The sequence below is a fragment of the Vibrio sp. 970 genome, from assembly GCF_033339075.1.
In genome coordinates, this window is sequence record NZ_JAWOTW010000001.1 from 238383 (window position 1) to 260445 (window position 22063).

General features: G+C 45.0%; 19 protein-coding genes. 12 read left to right on the forward strand and 7 right to left on the reverse strand.

Annotation, left to right across the window (positions count from 1 at the left end; all coding sequences use genetic code 11):
• Positions 1 to 153 precede the first annotated feature (153 nt).
• Positions 154 to 1089, forward strand: a complete 936-nt coding sequence (locus R7Q11_RS01115) for a LysR family transcriptional regulator (RefSeq protein WP_225466112.1) — start codon at positions 154 to 156, stop codon at positions 1087 to 1089.
• Here R7Q11_RS01115 and R7Q11_RS01120 read toward each other — a convergent pair.
• On the reverse strand, positions 1042 to 1953 hold the full coding sequence (locus tag R7Q11_RS01120) for a LysR family transcriptional regulator (protein WP_225466113.1): 912 nt from the start codon (positions 1951 to 1953) through the stop codon (positions 1042 to 1044). The two genes, R7Q11_RS01115 and R7Q11_RS01120, sit on opposite strands and share 48 nt — an antisense overlap.
• Before the next feature lie 220 nt (positions 1954 to 2173).
• Between R7Q11_RS01120 and R7Q11_RS01125 the strand changes: the two genes are divergently transcribed.
• On the forward strand, positions 2174 to 5053 hold the full coding sequence (locus R7Q11_RS01125) for an amylo-alpha-1,6-glucosidase (protein WP_225466114.1): 2880 nt from the start codon (positions 2174 to 2176) through the stop codon (positions 5051 to 5053).
• A 106-nt stretch (positions 5054 to 5159) separates the two neighbouring features.
• Here R7Q11_RS01125 and R7Q11_RS01130 read toward each other — a convergent pair whose 3' ends face one another.
• Together R7Q11_RS01130 and R7Q11_RS01135 are read right to left on the reverse strand one after the other, a co-directional pair.
• Complete coding sequence (locus R7Q11_RS01130; protein WP_225466115.1) at positions 5160 to 6728, reverse strand: DEAD/DEAH box helicase; 1569 nt, start codon at positions 6726 to 6728, stop codon at positions 5160 to 5162.
• A 285-nt stretch (positions 6729 to 7013) separates the two neighbouring features.
• Positions 7014 to 7724 (reverse strand): biotin/lipoate A/B protein ligase family protein, encoded by a 711-nt coding sequence (locus tag R7Q11_RS01135; RefSeq protein WP_225466116.1) that lies wholly within the window; start codon positions 7722 to 7724, stop codon positions 7014 to 7016.
• Positions 7725 to 7948: 224 nt separating this feature from the next.
• Between R7Q11_RS01135 and R7Q11_RS01140 the strand changes: the two genes are divergently transcribed.
• Complete coding sequence (locus R7Q11_RS01140; RefSeq protein WP_025767966.1) at positions 7949 to 8275, forward strand: DUF4156 domain-containing protein; 327 nt, start codon at positions 7949 to 7951, stop codon at positions 8273 to 8275.
• A gap of 79 nt (positions 8276 to 8354) precedes the next feature.
• On the opposite strand, the gene R7Q11_RS01145 is transcribed toward R7Q11_RS01140, so the two are convergent.
• Both R7Q11_RS01145 and R7Q11_RS01150 read right to left on the reverse strand, forming a co-directional pair.
• The gene (locus R7Q11_RS01145) at positions 8355 to 9383 is read right to left on the reverse strand and encodes a hypothetical protein (protein ID WP_225466117.1); all 1029 of its coding nucleotides are present in this window, start codon (positions 9381 to 9383) and stop codon (positions 8355 to 8357) included.
• A gap of 411 nt (positions 9384 to 9794) precedes the next feature.
• Complete coding sequence (locus R7Q11_RS01150; RefSeq protein WP_225466118.1) at positions 9795 to 10943, reverse strand: PLP-dependent aminotransferase family protein; 1149 nt, start codon at positions 10941 to 10943, stop codon at positions 9795 to 9797.
• A 125-nt stretch (positions 10944 to 11068) separates the two neighbouring features.
• On the opposite strand from R7Q11_RS01150, the gene R7Q11_RS01155 reads away from it, so the two are divergent.
• Both R7Q11_RS01155 and R7Q11_RS01160 read left to right on the forward strand, forming a co-directional pair.
• A complete protein-coding gene (locus R7Q11_RS01155; RefSeq protein ID WP_005387011.1) occupies positions 11069 to 11938 on the forward strand; it encodes a GyrI-like domain-containing protein in 870 nt (289 codons plus the stop codon).
• An 80-nt stretch (positions 11939 to 12018) separates the two neighbouring features.
• On the forward strand, positions 12019 to 12921 hold the full coding sequence (locus tag R7Q11_RS01160) for a LysR family transcriptional regulator (protein WP_005373741.1): 903 nt from the start codon (positions 12019 to 12021) through the stop codon (positions 12919 to 12921).
• A gap of 77 nt (positions 12922 to 12998) precedes the next feature.
• On the opposite strand, the gene R7Q11_RS01165 is transcribed toward R7Q11_RS01160, so the two are convergent.
• Positions 12999 to 13802, reverse strand: a complete 804-nt coding sequence (locus tag R7Q11_RS01165) for an SDR family NAD(P)-dependent oxidoreductase (RefSeq protein WP_213879776.1) — start codon at positions 13800 to 13802, stop codon at positions 12999 to 13001.
• A gap of 228 nt (positions 13803 to 14030) precedes the next feature.
• Here R7Q11_RS01165 and R7Q11_RS01170 point away from each other — a divergent pair, with 228 nt between their 5' ends.
• The gene (locus R7Q11_RS01170; protein WP_005373737.1) at positions 14031 to 14270 is read left to right on the forward strand and encodes a YdcH family protein; all 240 of its coding nucleotides are present in this window, start codon (positions 14031 to 14033) and stop codon (positions 14268 to 14270) included.
• 73 nt (positions 14271 to 14343) lie between these two features.
• Here R7Q11_RS01170 and R7Q11_RS01175 read toward each other — a convergent pair whose 3' ends face one another.
• Positions 14344 to 15015: a cupin domain-containing protein gene (locus R7Q11_RS01175; protein ID WP_054574565.1), complete on the reverse strand. Its 672-nt coding sequence runs from the start codon at positions 15013 to 15015 to the stop codon at positions 14344 to 14346.
• 208 nt (positions 15016 to 15223) lie between these two features.
• Between R7Q11_RS01175 and R7Q11_RS01180 the strand changes: the two genes are divergently transcribed.
• The 6 genes from R7Q11_RS01180 (at position 15224) to R7Q11_RS01205 (ending at position 22051) form a co-directional block, all read left to right on the forward strand.
• Positions 15224 to 16366 (forward strand): hypothetical protein, encoded by a 1143-nt coding sequence (locus R7Q11_RS01180; protein WP_225466119.1) that lies wholly within the window; start codon positions 15224 to 15226, stop codon positions 16364 to 16366.
• Entirely contained in the window at positions 16356 to 17300 is a 945-nt protein-coding gene (locus tag R7Q11_RS01185; RefSeq protein WP_225466151.1) for a metal ABC transporter solute-binding protein, Zn/Mn family, read from the forward strand. Before R7Q11_RS01180 ends, R7Q11_RS01185 begins: the two co-directional genes overlap by 11 nt.
• Positions 17301 to 17302: 2 nt before the next feature.
• A complete protein-coding gene (locus R7Q11_RS01190; RefSeq protein ID WP_149192137.1) occupies positions 17303 to 18097 on the forward strand; it encodes a metal ABC transporter permease in 795 nt (264 codons plus the stop codon).
• 299 nt (positions 18098 to 18396) lie between these two features.
• Positions 18397 to 19116, forward strand: a complete 720-nt coding sequence (fabG, locus tag R7Q11_RS01195; protein WP_017633598.1) for a 3-oxoacyl-ACP reductase FabG — start codon at positions 18397 to 18399, stop codon at positions 19114 to 19116.
• Positions 19117 to 19428: 312 nt separating this feature from the next.
• On the forward strand, positions 19429 to 20157 hold the full coding sequence (locus R7Q11_RS01200) for a hypothetical protein (RefSeq protein ID WP_053808946.1): 729 nt from the start codon (positions 19429 to 19431) through the stop codon (positions 20155 to 20157).
• Positions 20158 to 20677: 520 nt separating this feature from the next.
• Positions 20678 to 22051 (forward strand): carbohydrate porin, encoded by a 1374-nt coding sequence (locus tag R7Q11_RS01205; protein ID WP_042523226.1) that lies wholly within the window; start codon positions 20678 to 20680, stop codon positions 22049 to 22051.
• Positions 22052 to 22063: the final 12 nt, after the last annotated feature.

Below are 22063 nucleotides of genomic sequence, written 5' to 3' on the forward strand. Positions count from 1 at the left end.
TGTACAGCGTTACGGCGTTTAACTTTGCCCTGTCACATAACGTTCTGGGTCTAAACAATGTCGATAGGGTCAGTATATGGATTCGATTTAATTTGATAATTGGGTAATATCTGAATTGATTATTCAGTTTTTCCAAACAACAAGGGCGCGAAGATGGATAAGTTTTCGGATATGACGTTGTTTGTCAGCATCGTTAAACATCAAGGTCTGGCAGCGGCGGGAAGGGAGTTAGGTTTGTCTCCGGCGACGGTAACGGCAAGGCTGCAAGCGATAGAAGAACGCTATGGCGTAAAGCTGCTCAACCGAAGCACACGCCACGTATCACTGACAGACGCAGGGGCAATGTACCATCAAGCTTGTCTGAACATCATTGATAGCGTGAAAGAGACGGAAAACTTGCTGCAAACGGGTATTTCGGAAGTGCGCGGAACGTTGAAAATTTCAGCTCCACGAGATATTGGCAAACAAATTATTTCGCCGATGGTGTCGGCTTTTTCTGAGCAATATTCGGATGTGACGCCTTATCTTTATCTTAATGACAATTTATCGAACTTGGCTGAATCGGGGCTCGATTTGGTGATTCGTTACGGTGAGTTAGCGGACAGTAATCTCATTTCGCGCAAGCTGGCGTCGAGTCAACGTGTGCTGTGCGCGTCACCTGATTACTTGGCGAAGCAAGGTGTCCCAAACTGCCCACAAGATCTCGCGGCTCATCGCTGCTTAGCCATGGTGCGCAGCAATGAAGAATTAAAAACGTGGCACTTTAAAGATGAAGAGTCTCACCAATCGATCACGGTTACGCCAAAGCGCTTTTCTGATGATGGTGAAGTGATTCGACAATGGGCGTTGGACGGTGCGGGGATTGCGTTGAAATCGATTTTAGATATTCAGCAAGACCTCAAAAAACAACGTTTAGTAACGGTTTTGGATGGGTATATGAAAAACTTCAGCGCCTTTTCGCAAGGCGCTGAAGCGGATCTACATGTCATTTATCAAAGCCGCCAATATCAACCGAAAAGAGTTCGCCTGTTTTTGGACTTTCTAGTTGAGCAATTTAGCGCGCTGAGTGATGCCAGCAATCAGATCTAGATGCGATTCAGAGGTTTCTCGGCGGTGGCGATAAATCCCGACGGTGCCAGGGTTTGGTTCGTTTTCCATGGTTAAGCATCGTAAGCCAAAGGATTCCAAATACGGTTTGAGGTGGCCGGTATAAGACATCACCGCGACGCTTTCTTTCAGTACATCAATACTGGCGAGCAGAGAATCCACTTCGTAAGTCGGTCTGTCATCCAGTTGCTGCCTTTCGCGTTCATTTTGCTTCGGGATTGGGTTATCGATGATGTGAGCGAATTTCTTAGCGTCATAAGTGACCGAAAGAGCGGGGTATTCGTGCAGCATATCTTCGGTGACGGTTTTCCCTAGAAGTGGGTGGTTTGGGGAAACAAAATAGGCATCAACCGTTTGAAATAGCGGAATAAACGTAACATCACATTTAGACGACAAGCCGACAATCTCGTGGCCGATGAAGAATTCAATCTGTTCGCTGATTAATGAATCCATCAAGCCTAAGTGGTTGCCAAATTCGACGTGCGTAGATGCCGATGGCTGCTTGGTCAGATGGTCATTGAGTGCTTGTTTGACGAACAGCGGCCACCACGCATCGCCAGTACCCATTTTAATTTTTCCGACTTGGTACTGTTTCCGTTCATCAATGCTTTGCATCATTTGGTTGTATTCATGCTGCATCGCGTTGCTATGGCGATAGAGGATGCGTCCGTATTCGGTCAACACCATGCCATTAGGATGGCGTTCAAACAGCGTTACGCCGAGATTCTCTTCCAGCTTCTTTAAATTGCTTGTTACCGTTGGCTGGCTTAACCCTGCCATTCTTGCCGCAGCGCTGATGCTTTGGCAGCGTGCAACCAGTAAAAATTGCTGCAGAGATTTGTCCATTTTCTTTCCCCTCTAAGAACGAGGGGTATTTTGCACAATTTCATTTATAAATCACAAATCTGTAATCTCATTTGATTGAAATTATGCGCATTTCATAGATCTACATCACTGTTGGGGTCTGACGTATAGATGTTATCTATAGCTCGCTCCTGACTTCCTATTTTCCCCTCAAAAAGGTGTTCTTTAGACTGTCGCCAAAACAACAATCTAAGGGATGAACATGAAACCGAGTTTTATTGCGCTTGCTGTCGCGTCTTGTATTGGTCTTGCTGGGTGTGGGTCAGATTCTTCTGATGCGCCTGTGCCGGTCGACAAACCAATTATTTCAGCCGACTTATATTTACGCGGTTTAAATGGGGATTGGGGCACGGCAGAGCATGCCAAGCTAAACTATTTGGGTAATAACGAGTACGAAACCGTACTGCGCGTCGCTCGAGGTAGCAATCAGTTCAAGATTGCTGATCCGGGTTGGCAGATCCAATACACTTATTTTGAGGAGCCCGCGGCGTTCGATAAAGCTCAAGAGTACCTGCCAAAACCAGACACGAATGAAGCGTGTATGAACGATGATTGCAACTCTGAGATCACGTTTGAAGACAAAGGGTATTACAAGTTTTCTGTGAGCTTTGCCGATGAAAGTCGCGCGACAATGACTGTGACGAAAGCAACGCAAGAAGAAGCGGAAAAATACTACTCTGATGCGATTCTCGACCCTGCAATGGTGCATGAAGGGCATCAGAATAAAGAAGTGAAACTGTTCGCCAATTACGATGACTCGAGTGATACCGTGATTTTTTCGGTGAAAGATCCTAAAGCTGAGCTGCGTGAATTTGGTATTTCAACGACGACAGAATTGCGTGATGCGCTCGACCAAGGCTTAGTGATTAATGAGCAAACAGGGCCGCGAGTGGTGTCGGGTGATGTCACGTTTGACGCGTTGTTTGCGTTGACGATGAAAGAGCTAGACCAGCTTGCCGTTTCTGAAATCAAAGACGGCAATTACAACTACAACAACCCAATCAAAGCGGAAGTTTTTGAGACGGGCGCGAAGTGGCATTACGTATGGACGCGTGATTTGGCGTACGCAGCAGACCTTTCGCTTGCATTGATGAATCCAACTCGGGTGCAAAATGGTTTGAATTTCAAATTGTCCGCTTTCCGCGACACGACCGATCAGCAATACGATGGCGAGCAGATTGTGCAAGACACGGGCACTGGCGGCAGTTGGCCAATCAGTACCGACCGTACGACTTGGGCGCTTGGTGCAGAACGCTTACTTTCGGCATTGGATGGGGAAGAGTACAACCAGTTTGCAGAGCGCGCATATAAAGCGATCAGTAATACACTTGAAGCCGATCGCCTGGCGGCTTTTGATGCGAAATCCGGTTTATACACTGGTGAGCAATCATTCCTCGATTGGCGTGAGCAAACTTACTCAACGTGGACGCCAAACGATGTCAATGCGATTGGTAGCAGCAAAGCGTTATCGACAAACGTGGTTCACTACCGCGCGATTCAGCTCGCGGCTAAGTTGGCAGAGAAGTACGACTCAACCAACGCGGTCAAATACACCGAGTGGGCTGAGCAGTTAAAAACCGCTATCAACGATCAGTTTTGGAATGCCGAACGCGGTATGTACGTAAGCTATTTGTTTGACAATGGCAAAGACATTGCGGTCGACAAATACGATATGTTGGGCGAAGCGTTGGCAATCATCAGTGGCGTGGCAAGTGATGCGCAGGCGAAACAAATCATGGCCAATTACCCACACAGTGAGTTTGGCGTGCCGGTTTACTTCCCTCAACAACCGGACGTGCCTGTGTACCATAATCGCGCAATTTGGCCATTTGTTACCGCGTACAGCTTGCGCGCCGCGCATCAAACACAAAATGTGGCAGCAGCGAACAATGCCATTCAATCGTTGGTTCGTGGTACGGCAACTAATTTATCCAACATGGAAAACTTAGAGTGGCTTTCTGGTAAGTCATTCATCATCCATAGTGATCATGGTGAAGATCCAAGCATGGATGGCCCAGTTATTAACTCTCAGCGTCAGCTTTGGTCTGTGGGTGGCTACTTGAACATGGTGGTAGAGACCCTATTCGGCATCCATACCGAAACGGGCAAGTTGGAAGTGAAGCCGTTTATCACAAGTTGGGTGCGCAATAACTTGTTGGCTCAGTCTGAACAAATCACGTTGGAAAACTTTGCCTTCAAAGGAAAGAACTACTCGGTAACGATTGACTTGCCTGAAGTAAGCAAAGATGACACAGGTTACTACCCAGTTGAAAATGTCACGATGGACGATGAGGGGCATTTCCACGTGACATTGGGCGCGCTTGTGAATGTAGATAGCAGCATTACTTTAGTTTCTGATGTGAAACCGTATGTGAGTAAAGACAGCCGTGTTTATTCTCCGCAAGAGCCGACATTGGTGGTAAAAAGCGTTGATAATTCGGTTTCGATTGACGTGACGAGCAAGTACAACGTGAACTTGTATCGCAATGGCGAGCTGATTCAAAAGAACGTGATTGCTCAATCTTATTCCGACACGCCAACAGGTTTTGCTTGTTATTTGGCTGAAAGCATTAACGATAAAGGCTTCCGTTCTAACCCCAGCCAACCAGTTTGTGTCGGTGAAGAGATCCGCATCAAACTTGATGGCGAATATCAGCCACTCAAAGACAATGTCTCAGTGGTTACGGTGAGTAAAGACAGTGGCATCGTAAAAGGTGCAGAGTCGTTTACAGCTCCTGTAACGGGCACTTACCAGTTCGATGCTTGGTACAACAATAACCTAGGGCAACTTAATACTGGCATCACGAACACCGTGAAATTGTTAGAGGTATTGGATGATGCAGGTAAAGTGGTTGGTCAAGGTTACTTGCAGATGGGCCATATTGGTGAAAACCAAGGTATGCGTTACTCAACGCCAATTGAAGTGACGTTGGCGCAGGGAAAAACCTATCAGATCGCGTTGAAGGACCACTTCAATATGAGTTACCTCAAATCGAATGAAACCTACATCTACGCTGGTGGTATTGAGGGTGAAAAGAACGAAGCGCAAATCGCAGATATTCGAATTACACCTTTAATGTAGGCTGTTTTAACAAAGCAGTGTTCTAGAAAACTGTGTTCTAAGAAAAACAAAGCCGCTGAGATTATCAGCGGCTTTGTTGTATTTGCTATCGGGGGCCGTTTACAGATTAGTTTGCAGCCTGCGGACGAGGCTTACGGCGCTGACCTGACGGTTTGTTTCCTGCAGGCTTAGCATTGTTTGGCTTGCGGTTACCAGACGGTTTACCAGCGTTGCCACTCTTATTACCGTTTGGTTTATTTCCACTCGGTTTATTGTCATTTAACTTGTTGCCGTTAGGTTTACGGTCATCTGGTTTGCTGTGTGCACGACCTTGGCCTTCACGGTTACCTTTAGGCTTACCCGCACCGCCTTGGTTGGTGCTGTTTTTGTTGCCGTTGTTACCGCCGTTGAAGCGACGTTTAGGTTTGTTTGCACCATTGCCTGCTTTCTTTTCGGTTGCTGGAGCGTTTTCAACCGAAGCATTTGGCGCTTTTGGTTTTTTCGGCTTCTTAGGTTTTTTCGGTTTGATTGGGCGCGTATCCAGTTTAGATTCTGGCACCACATTGGTTGGCGCAAAACCTTCCAACTCTTTACGTGGTAGTACTTCTTGAATCAAACGTTCAATCGCAAACAACTCAGACGCTTCTAGCGCGCACACTAGTGAAATCGCTTTACCTACTTCGCCCGCACGGCCAGTACGACCAATACGGTGAACGTAGTCTTCCGCCACTTTAGGTAGCTCAAAGTTCACCACTTGCGGCAATTGAGGAATATCGATACCGCGTGCAGCAATGTCCGTCGCGACCAACACACGAATTTCACCCGATTTAAAATCCGCCAGTGCTTTGGTACGCGCGCCTTGGCTCTTGTTGCCGTGGATGGCAGCAGCCGGTAGATTTTGTTCGATCAGGAACTTCGCCAGACGGTTTGCGCCGTGTTTCGTTTTCGTAAACACCAGCACTTGCTTCCAATCGCCGTCTTTGATCAATTTAACCAACATCGGTGCTTTCTTCTTCACGTCTGCTGGGTAGATGCTTTGCTCAACCGTTCTCGCCGTCGAGTTTGCCGGGTTAACGGAAATCTCAACCGGGTTGTTCACCAAGCCTTTCGCAAGGTCGCGGATTTCATCCGAGAAAGTTGCAGAGAAAAGTAGGTTCTGACGCTGTTTTGGTAGCAGAGCTAGGATCTTACGAATGTCACGGATAAAGCCCATATCTAGCATGCGGTCTGCTTCGTCCAGTACTAGTACTTCCAGTTGGTCGAACTTCACTGCATTTTGGTTGTACAAATCCATCAGGCGGCCTGGTGTCGCGACTAACACATCCGCACCTTTGCGAAGACGCTGCATTTGCGGGTTGATCTTCACACCACCAAAAACAACCGCACTGCTTAGTGGAAGATGACGGCCGTACATAAACACGTTTTCTTGCACCTGAGCTGCAAGCTCACGTGTTGGCGTTAGGATAAGGGCACGAACTTGGTTAGCACGAACGCGAGGGCCGTTCGATAAACGCTCAAGAATCGGTAGCGTAAAGCCTGCAGTTTTACCTGTACCAGTCTGCGCTGCTGCCATTACGTCTTTCCCTTCCAAAATAGCAGGAATTGCTTTTGCCTGAATTGGCGAAGGGGTGTCGTAGCCTTTCTCTTGAATAGCTTTAAGGATTGGAGCAGATAGACCTAACGAGGTAAAACCCATATGTATGATTCTCAATTGTAGAGTTAGATAACAACGCGCCGAAAACAAATCGGTACGAAAAGTGCGACATTCTGAGGCTTTTACGCGCAGGCTTCAACTAATTCCGTCATGGATAAATATTTGAACTGGATCTCATTTCTTTTTGGCAGGCAAAACTGATAACTGGTTTGATCGATCGATTGAATGGTTTTACGTTGGCGATGCCCATTCTTACATCGCTATCACGGCATGCAGTTTGAGTTTATCGAATGCTTTTCGGAGCAAGGGGGAGGCTTGATCCTTTCATTACTCCGCTTTTGCATGCGTTAAAAACGCACTCGTCAATTGCTGAAAGAGCGAATCTACCGATGGGCGGTCGGATATATGATGGAAGAGCGGTGTGTGGACATCACCACGAATATCATCGTCATGACCGCAAAGCTGATTACACATTCGTACTGGTACGACAATCTTCTCGACGTCGGCATCAATCAGAATGCATGCTTGTGATAACACCACTTGTCCACCGCCTTTTTTAAGTAAAACGCGCTGCGCGGTTCCCACGATTTTTTGCCCGCCAATGTTGAGGTTGTACTCGCCATCGCAGTAGGAATAAGGCGTAGCATGAACATCCACTTTCACGCCGAGCTGTTTAAAGAAAACCGTTAATATCGCACATAAATCGAGATACGCTTTTTTGATGTTGTAAGGCTTGCCTTCTGGCCAGTGGTAAATGTGGGATAGATTGATAATACCTGGCACCTGAGGGACTGGGGCACCACCGGTTTTACGAGAAAAGAGCTTCCAGCCAGACGTATTTAACGCATGTTCTAACTCATTAGACACTGGCCATTTCTTACCCGCGGGAAGCACGAGCGTTGGACTTTTTACTTGCCAAAGCAATAGCACTTGCGAGAGTTGGTTGGACTGAACTTGTTTAATGAGCTCATCTTCTTTGTCAAATGCATCAGCGACTTCCGTAGCTGTGTAGCGAATTAGCTTATTTTTAGCAACCAAACTCTATCCCTCGCGGCTATTTAATCGTTACTGTTGTATCTCAGATACAGCTTTATTGCTAGGTCTGAGTGATTAGGTTTTTGCTCGCTAGCTGCATGATCACCTTTTGGATCTTTTCCGTTGTCCATTAATTCTACTTGAACACGCGATAAAAAGTTTTTGCTAGTCATCACATCAGCCATTCATAAAATCTGCCATCTATGAAAAATTTTGGCGATATAAGTATGAAAAAGCGAGTGATGACTCTCGCGTTAGCGGCATCATTAACGGGATGTGTGACGTTCCCAACTCAAGAATCTGAGCAAGTACAGGTGCTTTGGGACAATGTGAATGCGATTGAAAACTGTGAACTAATGGGTACCGTGATCGGCTCAGAAGGACACTTTTACGACTACTGGCTTCACGCCGATAAAGACATGGTTTGGGGGACGCTAAACCAAATGCGCATCAAGGCGGCGGATTTAGGCGCAGATACCTTGTACTTGTATCAACCGTTGAGCTTTTCTACGTCAGTGACGATGTTTGCAAATGCTTACAAGTGCAAACAGTAGCTATTGGCTTGATCATAATTGAAAGACAGGCGCTGCTCGCCTGTCTTTGATGCGTTCTACAAATACTGACTACTTTACGTTAATTAACGTTTGCTGTCGCCACCGCTGATGTATCAGAAAACGACAATGTAAAGTCTCGCTCGGTATTAAGCACTTTGGCTGGAAACTCTAAGCTCAACTGCGTATGTGGCGCGACTTCTGAAGCAATGCTAGTAACGAATTTTCGGTTTTCTCCAGGAGAGATCGATATGTCACTTCCACCTTGTGATGAGAGCTCAGCGATACCCATTGTTTCAAGTGTGTTACCTGCAGTATCCGCCAGGTGTAGTAAAGATTCTGACTTGTAGATTAATTCTCCACTTTCTGTGCGATATGCATTAAACGTGTTGAAATTTGGTTGTAATGATCCTTGTGAACCAATGTTAGTAACGGAAAATGTCACATTAGCGCCATCAAAGTTCTCGACTCTTACGAGTACGTTACCGTCTTGGTAACGAGCGGCTGCTGCCGCGGTTGCTTGTTGTTTCTGCCGCTGTTTCTCTTTTTCAATGTCGCTTAACTGTTTCTGCTCATTAGCGATTCGATTCTTTGCCATGGAGTACGACTGATCGACCATTGCTATTAAAGCGGGGATTGAATACAAAGTGAGGCCTTCCAAATGGTCAAAGTCGATTTTGGCATGTTGAGTACGTTTATGATTAGAAAATTGGCAGTAACCATCAATCAAACTGATGAAAGCCACTTCAAAAGTGCCCTGTAATCGGCTTACTTCCTGTGCTGCTTTCTCTAGATTTGAGCGGACTTTCCGAATCTCTTCCAAACTCTTTTGTGAAAGACGGCCGTTTGGCGATACGTCGTTAGAAACCGAAACCAGTTCTTCGGTCACAAATGGATTGTTTTCGGCTGGAATCACCGTAGTGATACGGTTGGATTTGGTGATGTCTTCGCCCAATAAAACCATCATTTTTTGCGATGCGGCGGTTGTGTTGCCCGCTAATACGTCACTACAGTTTGGCGACGTATTGGCATACACGGCGAATGCGGTAAAAAGTGAAAGTGTAACGGACCAGCCGATGGTGACGAGTCCTGTCGTGGTTCGAGTATTCATCCTGATAACCCCTCTGTCATTTGGTGCGATTCACTGACGTAATTGCCAATCAAAAGATTGGCTCGCGACATTCAGAATGGTTCTGGTCAACCCTTCGTAGTGGGTCTGCCCACAGATGCTTTTTTAGTCGTTTATCAACCACTAAGCCACGATTGATAAAGTGTCTGAAATTGAGAGCATTAACGCTGCGAAGTTGATGTCTTTGACTGAAAGATAGACGTAACTTTTCTAACCATCAAATACGTGATTGAGTTCTCATTTTTATATGAGTGAGAGGTTCAAGAGAAAACAGGCACTTACTGTAGAGAGTTGATTTGAAGGAAAAATATAAATTTTTTTGGGGAACTTTTTTGATGCTGCCTTTGAGACTTTTTTTGAATCTCAAAGGCAGGTTCTTACACTCGTGTTCAATTACAACGTGTTGAGGACATCCGCGAGTCGAGAGACAGCTGTCGTCAGTTCTTCTGGTGTAGCATTGGTAAAGTTAAGACGCAGAGCGGCTTTTACCTTTGAACCTTCTGGATAAAAGACCGGGCTCGGCACTACAGCAACCCAGTTTGCGAGAAGGTTTTTCGCCAGTTCGAAGGTGTCGCATTCTGGAATCTCGACCCAAACGAACATACCACCATCGACGGGTTTGAGTACGCAACTTTCTGGCAGCTGTTTTTGCAGTTCAGCAAACATGACATCGTAACGTGATTTGTAAAGCGCACAGATGGTTGAAATGTGCGTTTCGAAGTTGTCATGTTGCAGTAGACCATGCAGCAAAGCTTGCATAGGAATACTAGAGTGCAGATCGGCACCTTGTTTAATTTTGATGAGTGGCTCAAGGTAGCTACTCTTGCCCGTAACTACACCAATACGCAAGCCTGGTGAAGCTATTTTGGAGAAAGAGCGCAATACGATGGAGTGCTGTGGGCAGAAGTCCGAAACCAGTGGAAGCGCTTCACCAGAAAAACGCAGCTCGCGGTATGGTGCGTCTTCAATGAATGCAACGTCGTATTGGATACAAAGTTCGGCAACTTTTTGGCGAGTCTCTAGCGCCCAGCATACGCCCGTTGGGTTGTGAAAATCGGGCACAGCATAGAACATTTTCGGTTGCTGTGTAGCAAAGCATTGTTCAAGTTCTTCAAGGTTTGGACCACACTCGGTTTGTGAAACGGTCACGATGTTGGCTTGCACTAGACCGAATACTTGCATAGCACCAAGGTAGCTCGGTGCTTCCATCACCACTTTATCGCCCGGATTCACGTACGCACGCGCAATCAAATCTAGCCCTTGCTGAGAGCCCGTTGTGATCATAGCCAAATGAGATTCCGGCAGCTGGTAATAATCGGTCAAAAAGTTAAGTAGCGGGGCGTAGCCTGCTGTTGCGCCATATTGAAACACCTCTGGCATATTCGCGAGGCTTTCGAGCGTCGGTTTCATTAAGTCGATCGGGAAGGTTTTTTCGTCCGGCAAGCCACCTGCAAGAGAAATGACGTTCTTATCGCTCGCTGCTGCGAGGATCTCTCGGATGTAGGATGACTTAGTTTGTTGTAATGACTGTGCGATTTCCATGTGCTGTGCTTCTCGTAATTGTCTTTTTTTATGTCAGAAATAGTATAGGTAAATTGCCAAGCTTGGTGTGTCCATTTATGCTGTTAAATGTGTCCATTTATGCTATTTAAGCGAAAGTTTACTCCGTGAGCCATCAACAAGTTTCCAGAATCAATGACGTGCTGTTTTACATTCACCAGGACATTAGCAGAGATTTATCGGCTAAAGAGCTAGCAGATGTAGCAGCCTATTCTGAACAGCACTTCCATCGTATTTTTAAAGATGTGGTAGGGGAGTCTGTCCATCAATATATCCGTCGCACAAGAATGGAATACGCCGCCAATCAACTGATGTTTGATACCAGCTCATCGGTGTTAGACATTGCTAACAAGTGCGGCTTTAGCTCGGTATCTTCTTTTAGCCGAGCGTTTAAAGCAACGTTCGCTATGTCTCCTGGTGCGTGGCGAAAGCATGATTTACAAGTCGCAGAAAAGCCGTATCTAAAAGATCCGGAAGTGGCTGCGGGTTATCATCGGGTTGCGAAACGCGAGTTGCCAGAACCTAAAATTATGGAGGTTCCACAACGCTTTGCGGCTTATGTGCGGCATGAGGGTTATAGCCGTTCCATTCGCAATGCGTGGCTGATTTTGAAGGCGTGGGCAAGCTCTGAGAATCGGGACTTTTCGGTTCAATACGGTTTGCATCACTCCAACCCCGCTTGGGTCGAGCTCGATAAGTGTCGCTATGTGGCTTGTATGGCGATTGATAAGCCGCTTAAAGTACGCGGTGTCGTGAATCAAATGACGATTCCGGGTGGTTTGCATGCTGTTTTTCGCTTAACAGGGGTATATGGAGAGCTTCTTCCTCAATTGAGTATGGTGTTAGAGAAGTGGTTGCCGAATTCAGGCTTTAAGCAGCGTTCTACTCCCGCTTATGTTCACTATCATAAAAACCATTTCCTCAGCCATGATGAGGCGTTTGAGCTGGACTTCTATCTGCCCATCAGCTTTTTCTAACTGGAGTATTTATTTACTATCCGTAAGGAAGAAAATGCTAAGCTCTATATGGTGATTTTTTACAAATAATTGAAAATTAAATGAACATCGATCATGTAAAGCTATTTGTCCGTTTGGCTTCGACACACAACATCAGCATGGCTGGTCAGGAGCTTGGACTTTCTCCTGCTGTCGCTAGCGCACACATCAATAAACTTGAGGACAGCTTAGGAGTTCGTTTAGTTCATCGCACCACACGCAAAGTTTCCTTAACTGAAGAGGGGCAGGCATTTTTACCTCACGCGGAGGAGGTCCTTGCAACAGTGGAGGCAGCAAGGGGAGCTGTTGGCTCAGGGCAGAGCGCGCCAACGGGAGTATTACGTATAACCGCCTCTGCAACTTTTGGTCGCTTGCATATTGTGCCCGCATTAAAAGGTTTTATGGCGCGTTACCCAGGGTTAACCGTGGACTGCCGATTTTCTGATTCCATTATGGATCTGGTTGAGGGAGGTTTTGATGTCGCCATTCGTGTCGCTGAGTTGAAAGATTCTTCATTGGTCGCAAGAAAGCTTGCGCCAGATCGTCGTATTATCGTTGCATCACCAGATTATATTGAACAATTTGGGAGACCCAACAAGCCCCAAGACTTGACGAATCATGAGTGTATTAACTTAGTTGGAATGAATAATTGGTCATTCAATACAAAAGATGGAATGTTCAATGTAAGAACTTCTGGTCGTTTTAAAACCGATAATGGTGATGCGATGAGAGACGCGACGGTAAACGGGTTAGGTATTTCTATCAACTCGGTTTGGAGTGTTTATCAAGAATTACAAAGTGGTCAGCTAGTGGAAGTACTCGAAGATCACCCTTTAGCGATGGATGCTGGGATTTGGGCTGTGTACCCAAGCTCTCGTTTAATTGCGCCTAAGGTGCGTGCCTTTATTGATTACTTTGCTGAATACTATGGCACGCCACCTTATTGGGAGTTTGCGGAAAAGTGATAACAAGCTTCACTTATCGAATACATTGTTTTTAAGGTCCGAATAAAAACGAACCTCAAGATAATTCTTAATTGTTATTAATAGAGTTTGCTTAGGATTAATTCAATACTATCAATTATCTGCTGTGTTTTGCTTTGATCTAATGCATCAGGGTGTGGGGGCGCGAATGCTTCAATGTCATTATCGAAGTACATACCATGCGCTTGAGCAAACTCTTCTGATAGCGCAGCGCGAGTTAGAATATCTGCTCCTAAGCGGATATCACCACCAGCAACCCCATAAGCATCTTTAACCATCTTACTACCTAGGAATGATTTTGGGTTTACTGATACCAACATAGGGCCAGTGTTCTTAAGCTTTAGTCCGATTGCTCGTGACCACATCGTTAATGCCAATTTGCTTTGGGCATATGCTTCGCCATCTGACAATGGTTTGTTACCGAGTAAAGCGCTAGTGTTTACTGTTGTTTGTGCAGCTGAAGACAAATTAACCACACGACCCGTATCACCGAGCAACGGCAATAGCTCTCTAGTGAGTAAGTAGGGAGCAATGGTGTTGACTGCGAAGCGTACATCAAGACCCTCTTTAGTTCTTGGATTTGGTGTTGCGTACACACCAGCATTGTTAATGATGACGTCTAAATGATTGAACCGTTCTGTTATCTCCATCACTATCTGTTTTACCGCATTGGGAGAGGATAGATCAGCAACAAGGCTTTCAACTTTACCACTTTTCATCTCCCTCAAACTTTGCTCAACTTGTTGAACTTTCTCTATATTCCGGCCATGGATTATTACGTGTTGTTCACACTTAATTAACACTTTCGCGGTTTCTAAACCAATACCGTCAGTAGATCCAGTAACTAGAATTGTCTTTCGCATGATCGCTCTCATTGTTGAGGGTTATTATAGAACGATCATAGTGGCATCTTTTGCATTCGACTATTGAGACTAAAAAGAAAACACTTTCTAGGAAAAATTGAAAATAACTTTGTTGTTCTTTTTGTGGACGGTGCGACGAATTAACGTCTCATTAGATGCTACGGTTATACATGTGGTGCTCAAAAATTAGGCACTATTTTGTACTCAAATAATAGCCAAGAGGTCTCTATGTTAGGTGAAAATCACTCATTAACTCATGAATTCCCAGAACATTTGGATACCATTACCCAGCTTACCGAAAACGATGCATCATTTGCTGAAACCGTTAAAAACTACAATGCTTTAGATAAGGAAATCCGCGTACTAGAACTTCAAGGAAGCCCGATTGATGATCACGAAATGAACGTGTTAAAACATAACCGGGCTGAGCTCAAAGACTGGCTCCACTCGCGAATAATGGGTTCTTAGTGACGAAATGATCATCGGCTCGTAAATAGCGGGCCGATTTTAGTTCCAATGGACGATGCCAAGTGTGCAAACATTAGGAGTGCTGAGCAGGAGCTTGGAGCGGCAGGTGACCAGTTTTTACCCAAATGATCGTTTCTTGCTCTACAAAAGGAAAATGCTCGCTCATATGTGGGCTTCGGATCCAAGAGAGAGCGGGATAGGTACCTAGCTCGTCTCTAAACTCTCCTGACAATACGAAAATCTCTTCACCACCAAAGTGACGGTGTGGTTGAAATTTCTCACCTTTTGGCCACTTAACCAACGCGACATGTTCGTGCTCAAAATTATGTAGAGGCATGACTTGCAACCCACCGACACCACTCTGCCAGCTCGCTTGGTTTGTATTAATGCGAACTGTTTCAAGATCCTCAGATTCGAACTGATTTAGTTTAACTAAAATCACACAGCCTTCTTTGCTAAATGGTGCGTGTTGACTTCCTGGAGGGTTACGAAGGTAAGTGCCGGCAGGGTAGTCACCGTATTCGTCAGAGAATACTCCCTCGAGCACCAATATTTCTTCTCCTTGAGGGTGAGGATGAGTCGAAAACTGCGAATTTGGCTCGTATTTAACGACGCTGGTGGTATGCCCTGATTCTTTGGCTTCTCGTTCCAAAGGTTTGCGCCACACACCTTTGGAAGGGCTGGCGATCCACTCCTGTTGAGCAGTATCTATCACGATTCTTTTTGAAAAATCCATATTCAACATATTGAAATTCCGTTACTTATTTAATTACTAATTCTCATTAGTATACGTATAAAAAACATCAATTGATTCATTTGTTGATAGCCCAATTCATGGATTGAGTACGAACATGAAATCGGAGCCTAATTTAAATTTCTGCTTGTGTAATGAGAATTGTTATATTATAACATCGCAAAATTAAATGTTATAACATAACAAAAAGGAAAAAGTAGTGAATAAGAAATTGGTGTCTCTCGTGATCGGTAGCATTTTTGCATCCCCTGTTTTTGCCGACACACTATCGAACCCACAGATTGGTGTTGTTGTTGATGGCTACTACCAAGATGGCCAACGTCATAATTCTGAGCGCGAAGAAGGCTTTGGTCTAGGCCATACGGAATTAAACTTCTCATCAAATATCGACGACAAGTTTTACGGCGCATTGACCGCGGTTCTTGAAAGTCATGGTGATGAGACAGAATTAGAGCTTGAAGAGGCATTCATCGAAACTTTGGCATTGCCATATGGTGTAAACGTGCGCGCTGGCCGATTCCTATCTGACTTTGGTTACCTGAACAACCAACACATGCACACCGATAGCTTTGTTGAGCGTCCAATTGCTTATCGTACTTTCCTTGGCTCGCACTACTACGATGATGGTGTACGTGCAAACATCGTGTTGCCAACCGACCTTTATGTAAAACTTGGTGTAGAAGCGCTCAGTGGTAGCAAAATGTCTTCTGTCGAAGATGGTTCTGAAGTTGGCGTGTACACCACGACGCTGAAGCTTGGTAGTGACTTCTCCGAATCTTCAAGTTGGCAGTTTGGTTTAAGTTACCTGCGTAACGAAAACGGCAAGGTTAAAGAATTCGAAGATCACGACCACGGTCATGAAGAAGCGCATGAGCACGATCACCATCATGGCGCAGCAGTGACAGGTGCGAACCTTTACGGTGCTGATTTTGTTTGGAAATGGGCACCAGACGGTAATTACAAATACAGCAACTTCACGCTATCGGCTGAATACATGCTGTTAGACGGTGTGGTAGATAGCAAATATAAAAACGATGCAGAGTCACCAGACAACTTAAGCGCTTACTATGTTTCGGGTGTTTATCGCTTTAACCCAAGCTGGTCAGCAGGTCTACGTTACGGCGAAGCAGAAAGCTACGATGGTCATGCACATGGCGACCACATGCATTTTACTGAGCTGAATGATAAAGAAATGGATGCGATGATCGCATGGGATTCTTCTCATTTCGGTACTATCCGTGCGCAATACACTCGCATTGATAACCAAGACAGCGAGACAGACAACGTGTTCACTCTGCAATACGTGATGACATTTGGAGCGCACGGTGCTCATGCGTTCTAAGCTGACATTAAATAAATGCAGTTTGGTGATGATGGCGGCAGGAGCTGCCATCATTGCTTCGCCTGCTTCGCCTGCTTCGCCTGCTTCGGCTCTAAACATTTTCGTTTGTGAGCCAGAATGGAAAGCCTTTCTTGAAAGCCACGCGCCAGATGCCAGTATTTATTCAGCGACAACGGCTAAGCAAGACCCACATTACGTACAAGCTCGTCCTTCTTTGATTGCGAAGATGCGCCAAGCGGACATGGCAATGTGTTCGGGCGCAGAGCTAGAGGTGGGGTGGTTACCTATGCTGCAAGTTCGTAGCAGCAATGCGGCGGTGCAAAATGGTGCGCCGAGCATGATCTACGCGACGGACTTCGTGCGCATGTTAGATACTCATGCTCACGTTGACCGTAGCATGGGAGATATACACGCTCACGGTAACCCACATGTTCAATTTGCGGCAAATGACATGATTCCATTATCTCGTAAAGTCACGGAGCGCCTAAAAGCGATTGATCCCGACAACGCACAAAGTTACCAAGTGAATGGTATGAAGTTTCGTGCTCATTGGCGTAAAAAGCTTAAAGAATGGAATGAGAAAGGGGCTGCTTTAAAGGGTAAGCAAGTTGTCGGTTATCACGCGACGTATCGTTATTTGTACGATTGGCTCGGAATGAAGCAGATTGCCGATCTAGAACCTAAACCGGGCATTTCACCGACCATATCTCACCTGCAATCACTTACCAAGTTAGATGCTGACAGTTTTGATGCGATTGTTTACTCCTCTCATCAGGATCAGCGTCCAGCGAACTGGTTGCAAGATCATACTGACAAACCTGTGATTCAACTGCCATTGACCGTTTCTGAGGGTGAAAGCTTGGATGAGATGTACGATCAGGTCATTGATGATTTACTGGATGTGTTAGTGCCGCCCGTTCCTGTGAGGATCTAAGTATGGCGGATTATGCATGGCTTTTACCTGCGGTTTTGTGTGGTTTAATTGCGTTGGTTGGCAACATCGTTCTGGGGCAACAAGTTCTTAATCGTCAGATCATCTTTATAGATTTGGCGGTGGCGCAAGTCGCGGCATTGGGGGCAGCACTAAGCCACTACTGGTTGAGCCAATACGCGCTGTTCTCAGGCACATTCTTTGGCGAAATGATTGGCCCTTGGGTGATGTCTTTGATGCTTTGCGGTTTGATTGCCTTAATGGAGAAACGATACCAGCAACATTTAGAGCCCATGATTGGCAGCTTGTTTGTCGTGTCTGCATCGCTGGCGATCCTGCTGGTGAGTAAAGACCCACACGGCGGAGACTTTATTCAAGGCATTCTTAATGGGCAACTGTTATGGGCGACTTGGGCAGACGTTTGGCCTTTGGCACTCATTACCGCTGCGATGTTGCTATTAGTTTGGTTAAAACCTGCGTTTATGCGCGGTAGTGGTTTTTATCTGATCTTTGCAATCCTGATGCCCATTACGGTCAAGTTAACCGGCATTTATTTAGAATTTGCTTTGTTGGTGATTCCAGCTTTATGTGCGGCTGCATTGAAGGGAACTCGATTCTTTGTCGCCAGTATCAGCATCGGTATTGTTGGGATCTTATCGGGTATTGCCGCGTCGGCTCGCTATGACTTACCGAGTGGTGCGAGTATTGTGATCACCCTGTTTATTGCTGGCATGTTGTTTAATCTCTTGCTTCAGCCTTTTCTGGTGAAAATAACAAAACCAGCTTTTGTAAGAGATTAAGAGACAAGTAATATTGGTCTGATGAAGTAGTATTTGATTAATCAGACCAATACTTTTCTATCCAAGCCCTCCAATCGTGTAACTTTGCGCCTTCCAACACACTTTCTTACGTTGATCTTGCCATAGTCATCAAGTTGCCTTGATTAGTTCACATCCGACTCCCAGACTGTTTCTATAGTTTTTATAAGATATAAAAGACCCTGCGTATGAGAAGCGCAGCTGTAACGCGACTAGGCATAAAAACAAAAACGCTAGGGATACAAGCGAATTTGTAATCTCAACATTTAAGGAAGACCAAGATGAAACCGGAAAAAGTAGCAGTAGTCACTGGTGCGGCTCGTGGTATTGGCCAAGCGATTTGTGAGCAATTACTGGAGGATGGATTCCACGTAATCGGGCTAGACATATCGCCCGTGGAATGGAGTCAGTCGGCGCAGCTAAGCAGTTATCAAGTCAACTTGTGTGATGCCGAAGCCGTCAGTGAAGTAGTAGAAAGTGTTGTAGAGCAGCACGGAAGAATCGATGCTCTGGTTAACAACGCGGGCATCACTCGAGATGCATTGTTGCCAGATATGTTAGAGCAAGACTGGGACAGCGTGATCGACGTGAACCTAAAAGCGGTGTTCTTACTCACCCAACGTGTTGCTCCTGTCATGCTAGAGCAGGGCACAGGCAGTATTGTTAGCATTTCTTCTATAGTGGGAACGGATGGTAATATCGGCCAGAGCAACTACGGCGCAAGTAAAGGCGGCGTCATCTCAATGAGCAAAGGCTGGGCGAAAGAACTTTCAAGAAAGGGTGCACAGATACGCGTCAACTGTGTCGCGCCAGGCTTTATCGCCACCGACATGACCAAGAACCTGCCAGAGAAAGTCATTCAAATGATGGAAGGCAAAACCCCATTAGGGCGCATGGGCTCAGTTCAAGATATTGCCAATGGCGTCTCTTTCCTAACCTCAGACAAGAGCGCTTACATCACAGGCCAAGTGCTCAAGATTGACGGTGGGTTGGTATTATAGCTCGTTAATCAAAAACTAAATTAAAAATGCCTTTTACTTATGTAAAGGGCTTTTTTGTTTGAGGAATGTTATTCGGGCTTTTGACACTTTCACTTTATTCGTTTCGCACTGCCGGACTTGTATGATTAAGTATAGAGTGAGTACACATAATTCACTTTTACATCGTTCTCTGTTATTAACCTAGATATGTAGCTAATCAAAAATTTTAACTTCGAAATAGAATAGCTGTTGAGGTATTAAAGTATGATTTTGTTGCCCATGGTATTAATTTAAATGATAATGCCAAGAAATAATTAACTTTGAATACTCACTATGTACTTAAAAACTGTACTGTTTAGCGCGTCAACTCTTCTTATTTTGGGTTGTAACTCCGAATCAACTAACCCATCTACTGAAGAAAGCGGATGGATAGTTGTAAGCTCTCACTCCGAGCCAAGAAAGCATCAGGTAATTTACGAAAAACATAGCAGGAAAGGTCTAAGTCTTGCCACTAACGTTCCGGATCTTGACCTGCCTTTAACTTACCAACTGGCGAACCAAATTATTGAGGTCAAAGAAGAGCTTACATTTGGTGAAAATATTGACGGGAATCGCCTAACTTGGAAAGCTATTGGCAATTCTAAACTTAGAGAAAATCAAGTCCACTACGGAGTTAATAAAGATTACTCAGCTTCTAATGAAGGTATTGCTATCGGTTATGTTAACTTTGAGTCGAGGTTTGAGGCTGAAGGACAGCTTGGAATCGAAAAGTTAGTAATTGCGATGTATAACGATGTCAAGAGTGTCGAATTTTACTCTGGATGGGATAGTTCTAAAATATCTTGTTACCAAAATACGTTTGATGAAGACTTAGCTTGTTACGGTGAAATTTTAATTAACGACGATATAGTTCATGTTTTTGATAAATATCTGTCGTATGAATATGTAAACATGGTTTACGACACCGTTATGTCCAAAGGTCGAGAAGATATAATTGAGGCAGATTTTCAACATCAAATTAAATACTTACTAGTTGAAGAGAATAACGTTGAGATGCATTAGCTTGATTACTTTTTGGTAATGAGTGGCTTTTCGAAGCCGAAGTGACCATGAGCAAGATTATTAGATTTTACAAAACTCATTTATGTTCAAAAAATGAGTTTTGTAGATATTAAAATGCATGGAGCCAAATGCTCTCACTGATTCTATGAAGTTTTTTGTGCGCTCTAACCACAAGACAATCTATAAAAGACGTTGAGCCAACGTCTTTGCCACAATGCCACCTGTTAATAAGGCTTTCAATGCCTCTTTCTCATTACTATTCAAATGTGCGCTGGTTAATGATTTTTCTGTAAGTAACACAATTGAACGTGATAGAAGTAACAAAATTACCTCTTTGCGGTAACGTTCCCGAAAAGTTTATATATTATCGCCCTCATTGATATAAGTAGTAGAGACGCTCTGAGTACGAGCGCTCTGAAATTCAGGCTTTAGATGGACATTTAAAGTCACCATAAGTTTGCGATTTTTCTTGGGAACGTTTGCAATATGCCTAAGTATAAATTTACGTGAGACTATGGAAATGAAACTACACACTTTGACGATGGCAGTAGCGCTTGGACTGGTTACTGCACCTGTATTCGCAGCAACAGATGTTGACGCTCTTGAAAAGCGAATTAATGAATTAGAACAGAGACTTGAACAGACAGAAAAAGCATCCACAGAAGCAAATGAGAAAGCCTCAAGCTTTGAGTTTCACGGCTACGCTCGTTCCGGGCTACTGATTAATGACGATCTGAATGGTGCAGTGGGTACTGGTCCTTACATGACGGCAGCTGGTGCTATTGGCGCTCCAGTTGGGCGATTAGGGGTAGAGGATGATCACTATGTGGAAGCAAACCTTATTCACAAACGTTTTGCAGATGATGGTTCCAGCGCATTGTTCCGAATCATGTTGGCAGATAGTACGGAAACCAATAACGAATGGACGGCGAGCGAGAGTCAATTAAACGTTCGTCAGGTATATGCTGAGCTAAACAAGTTGAGTATGTTCTCTGAATCAAGAGCTTTTGCTGACGCGACGTTTTGGGCTGGTAAACGATTTGATCGTGATAACTTTGACATTCACTTCTTTGACTCGGATATTGTTTTCTTATCTGGCACTGGTGCTGGTGTGTATGACGTCCAAATGAGCGAATCATGGAAAGCAAACTTCTCGATCTATGGTCGTGATTTTGGTGAGATTGATAGCTCGTCAACGGATGTTGAAAACTATATCGCGACAATGAACAACCGCTTCGGTAATTGGCAATTGATGCTGAGCGGCATGACGTCAGCTGATAACAATGATCGCGTAGAAGGAGCAGCGGACAAAGGTTTACATGCGATGTTTGCTTACCATGGCGATACCTTCTTTGGCATGAGTGAAGGCTTCTCTAAAACCGGTATTTTGATGGGTGATGGACTGGGTGCGGAACTTAAAGGCATCGGTTCAAACGGAGATTTGTTAGAAGACGCAAAAGCCGTACGCTTGTTCAGCTATGGTGTAACACGCATCGGCGACAACTGGCGTGTAGCACCTGCGTTGCTAGCAGAACACAGCCAAGATCGCTTTGCTAAAAATGATGAATTTACGTGGGCATCGTTCAACATCCGCTTAGCGCAAGAGTTTACGCAGAACTTTGAGATGGTTTATGAAGGCTCATACCAATACATGGACCTAGACAATGCGATTGATAAAGCAAGTGGCAGTTTTTACAAAGCGACAATCGCACCAACGCTTAAGATGTCTACCGCTGCAGGTTTCTTTGACCGTCCGGAGCTACGTTTTGCAGTTAGCTACGTTGATTGGAGCGAAGACTTGAATGGCTACTCGATTAGCCAGGATGCGGGTGCTGCAACGATGGGTGATGGTGGTGAAGTTCTGTTTGCACTGCAAATGGAAACTTGGTTCTAAAGGGATCTAACC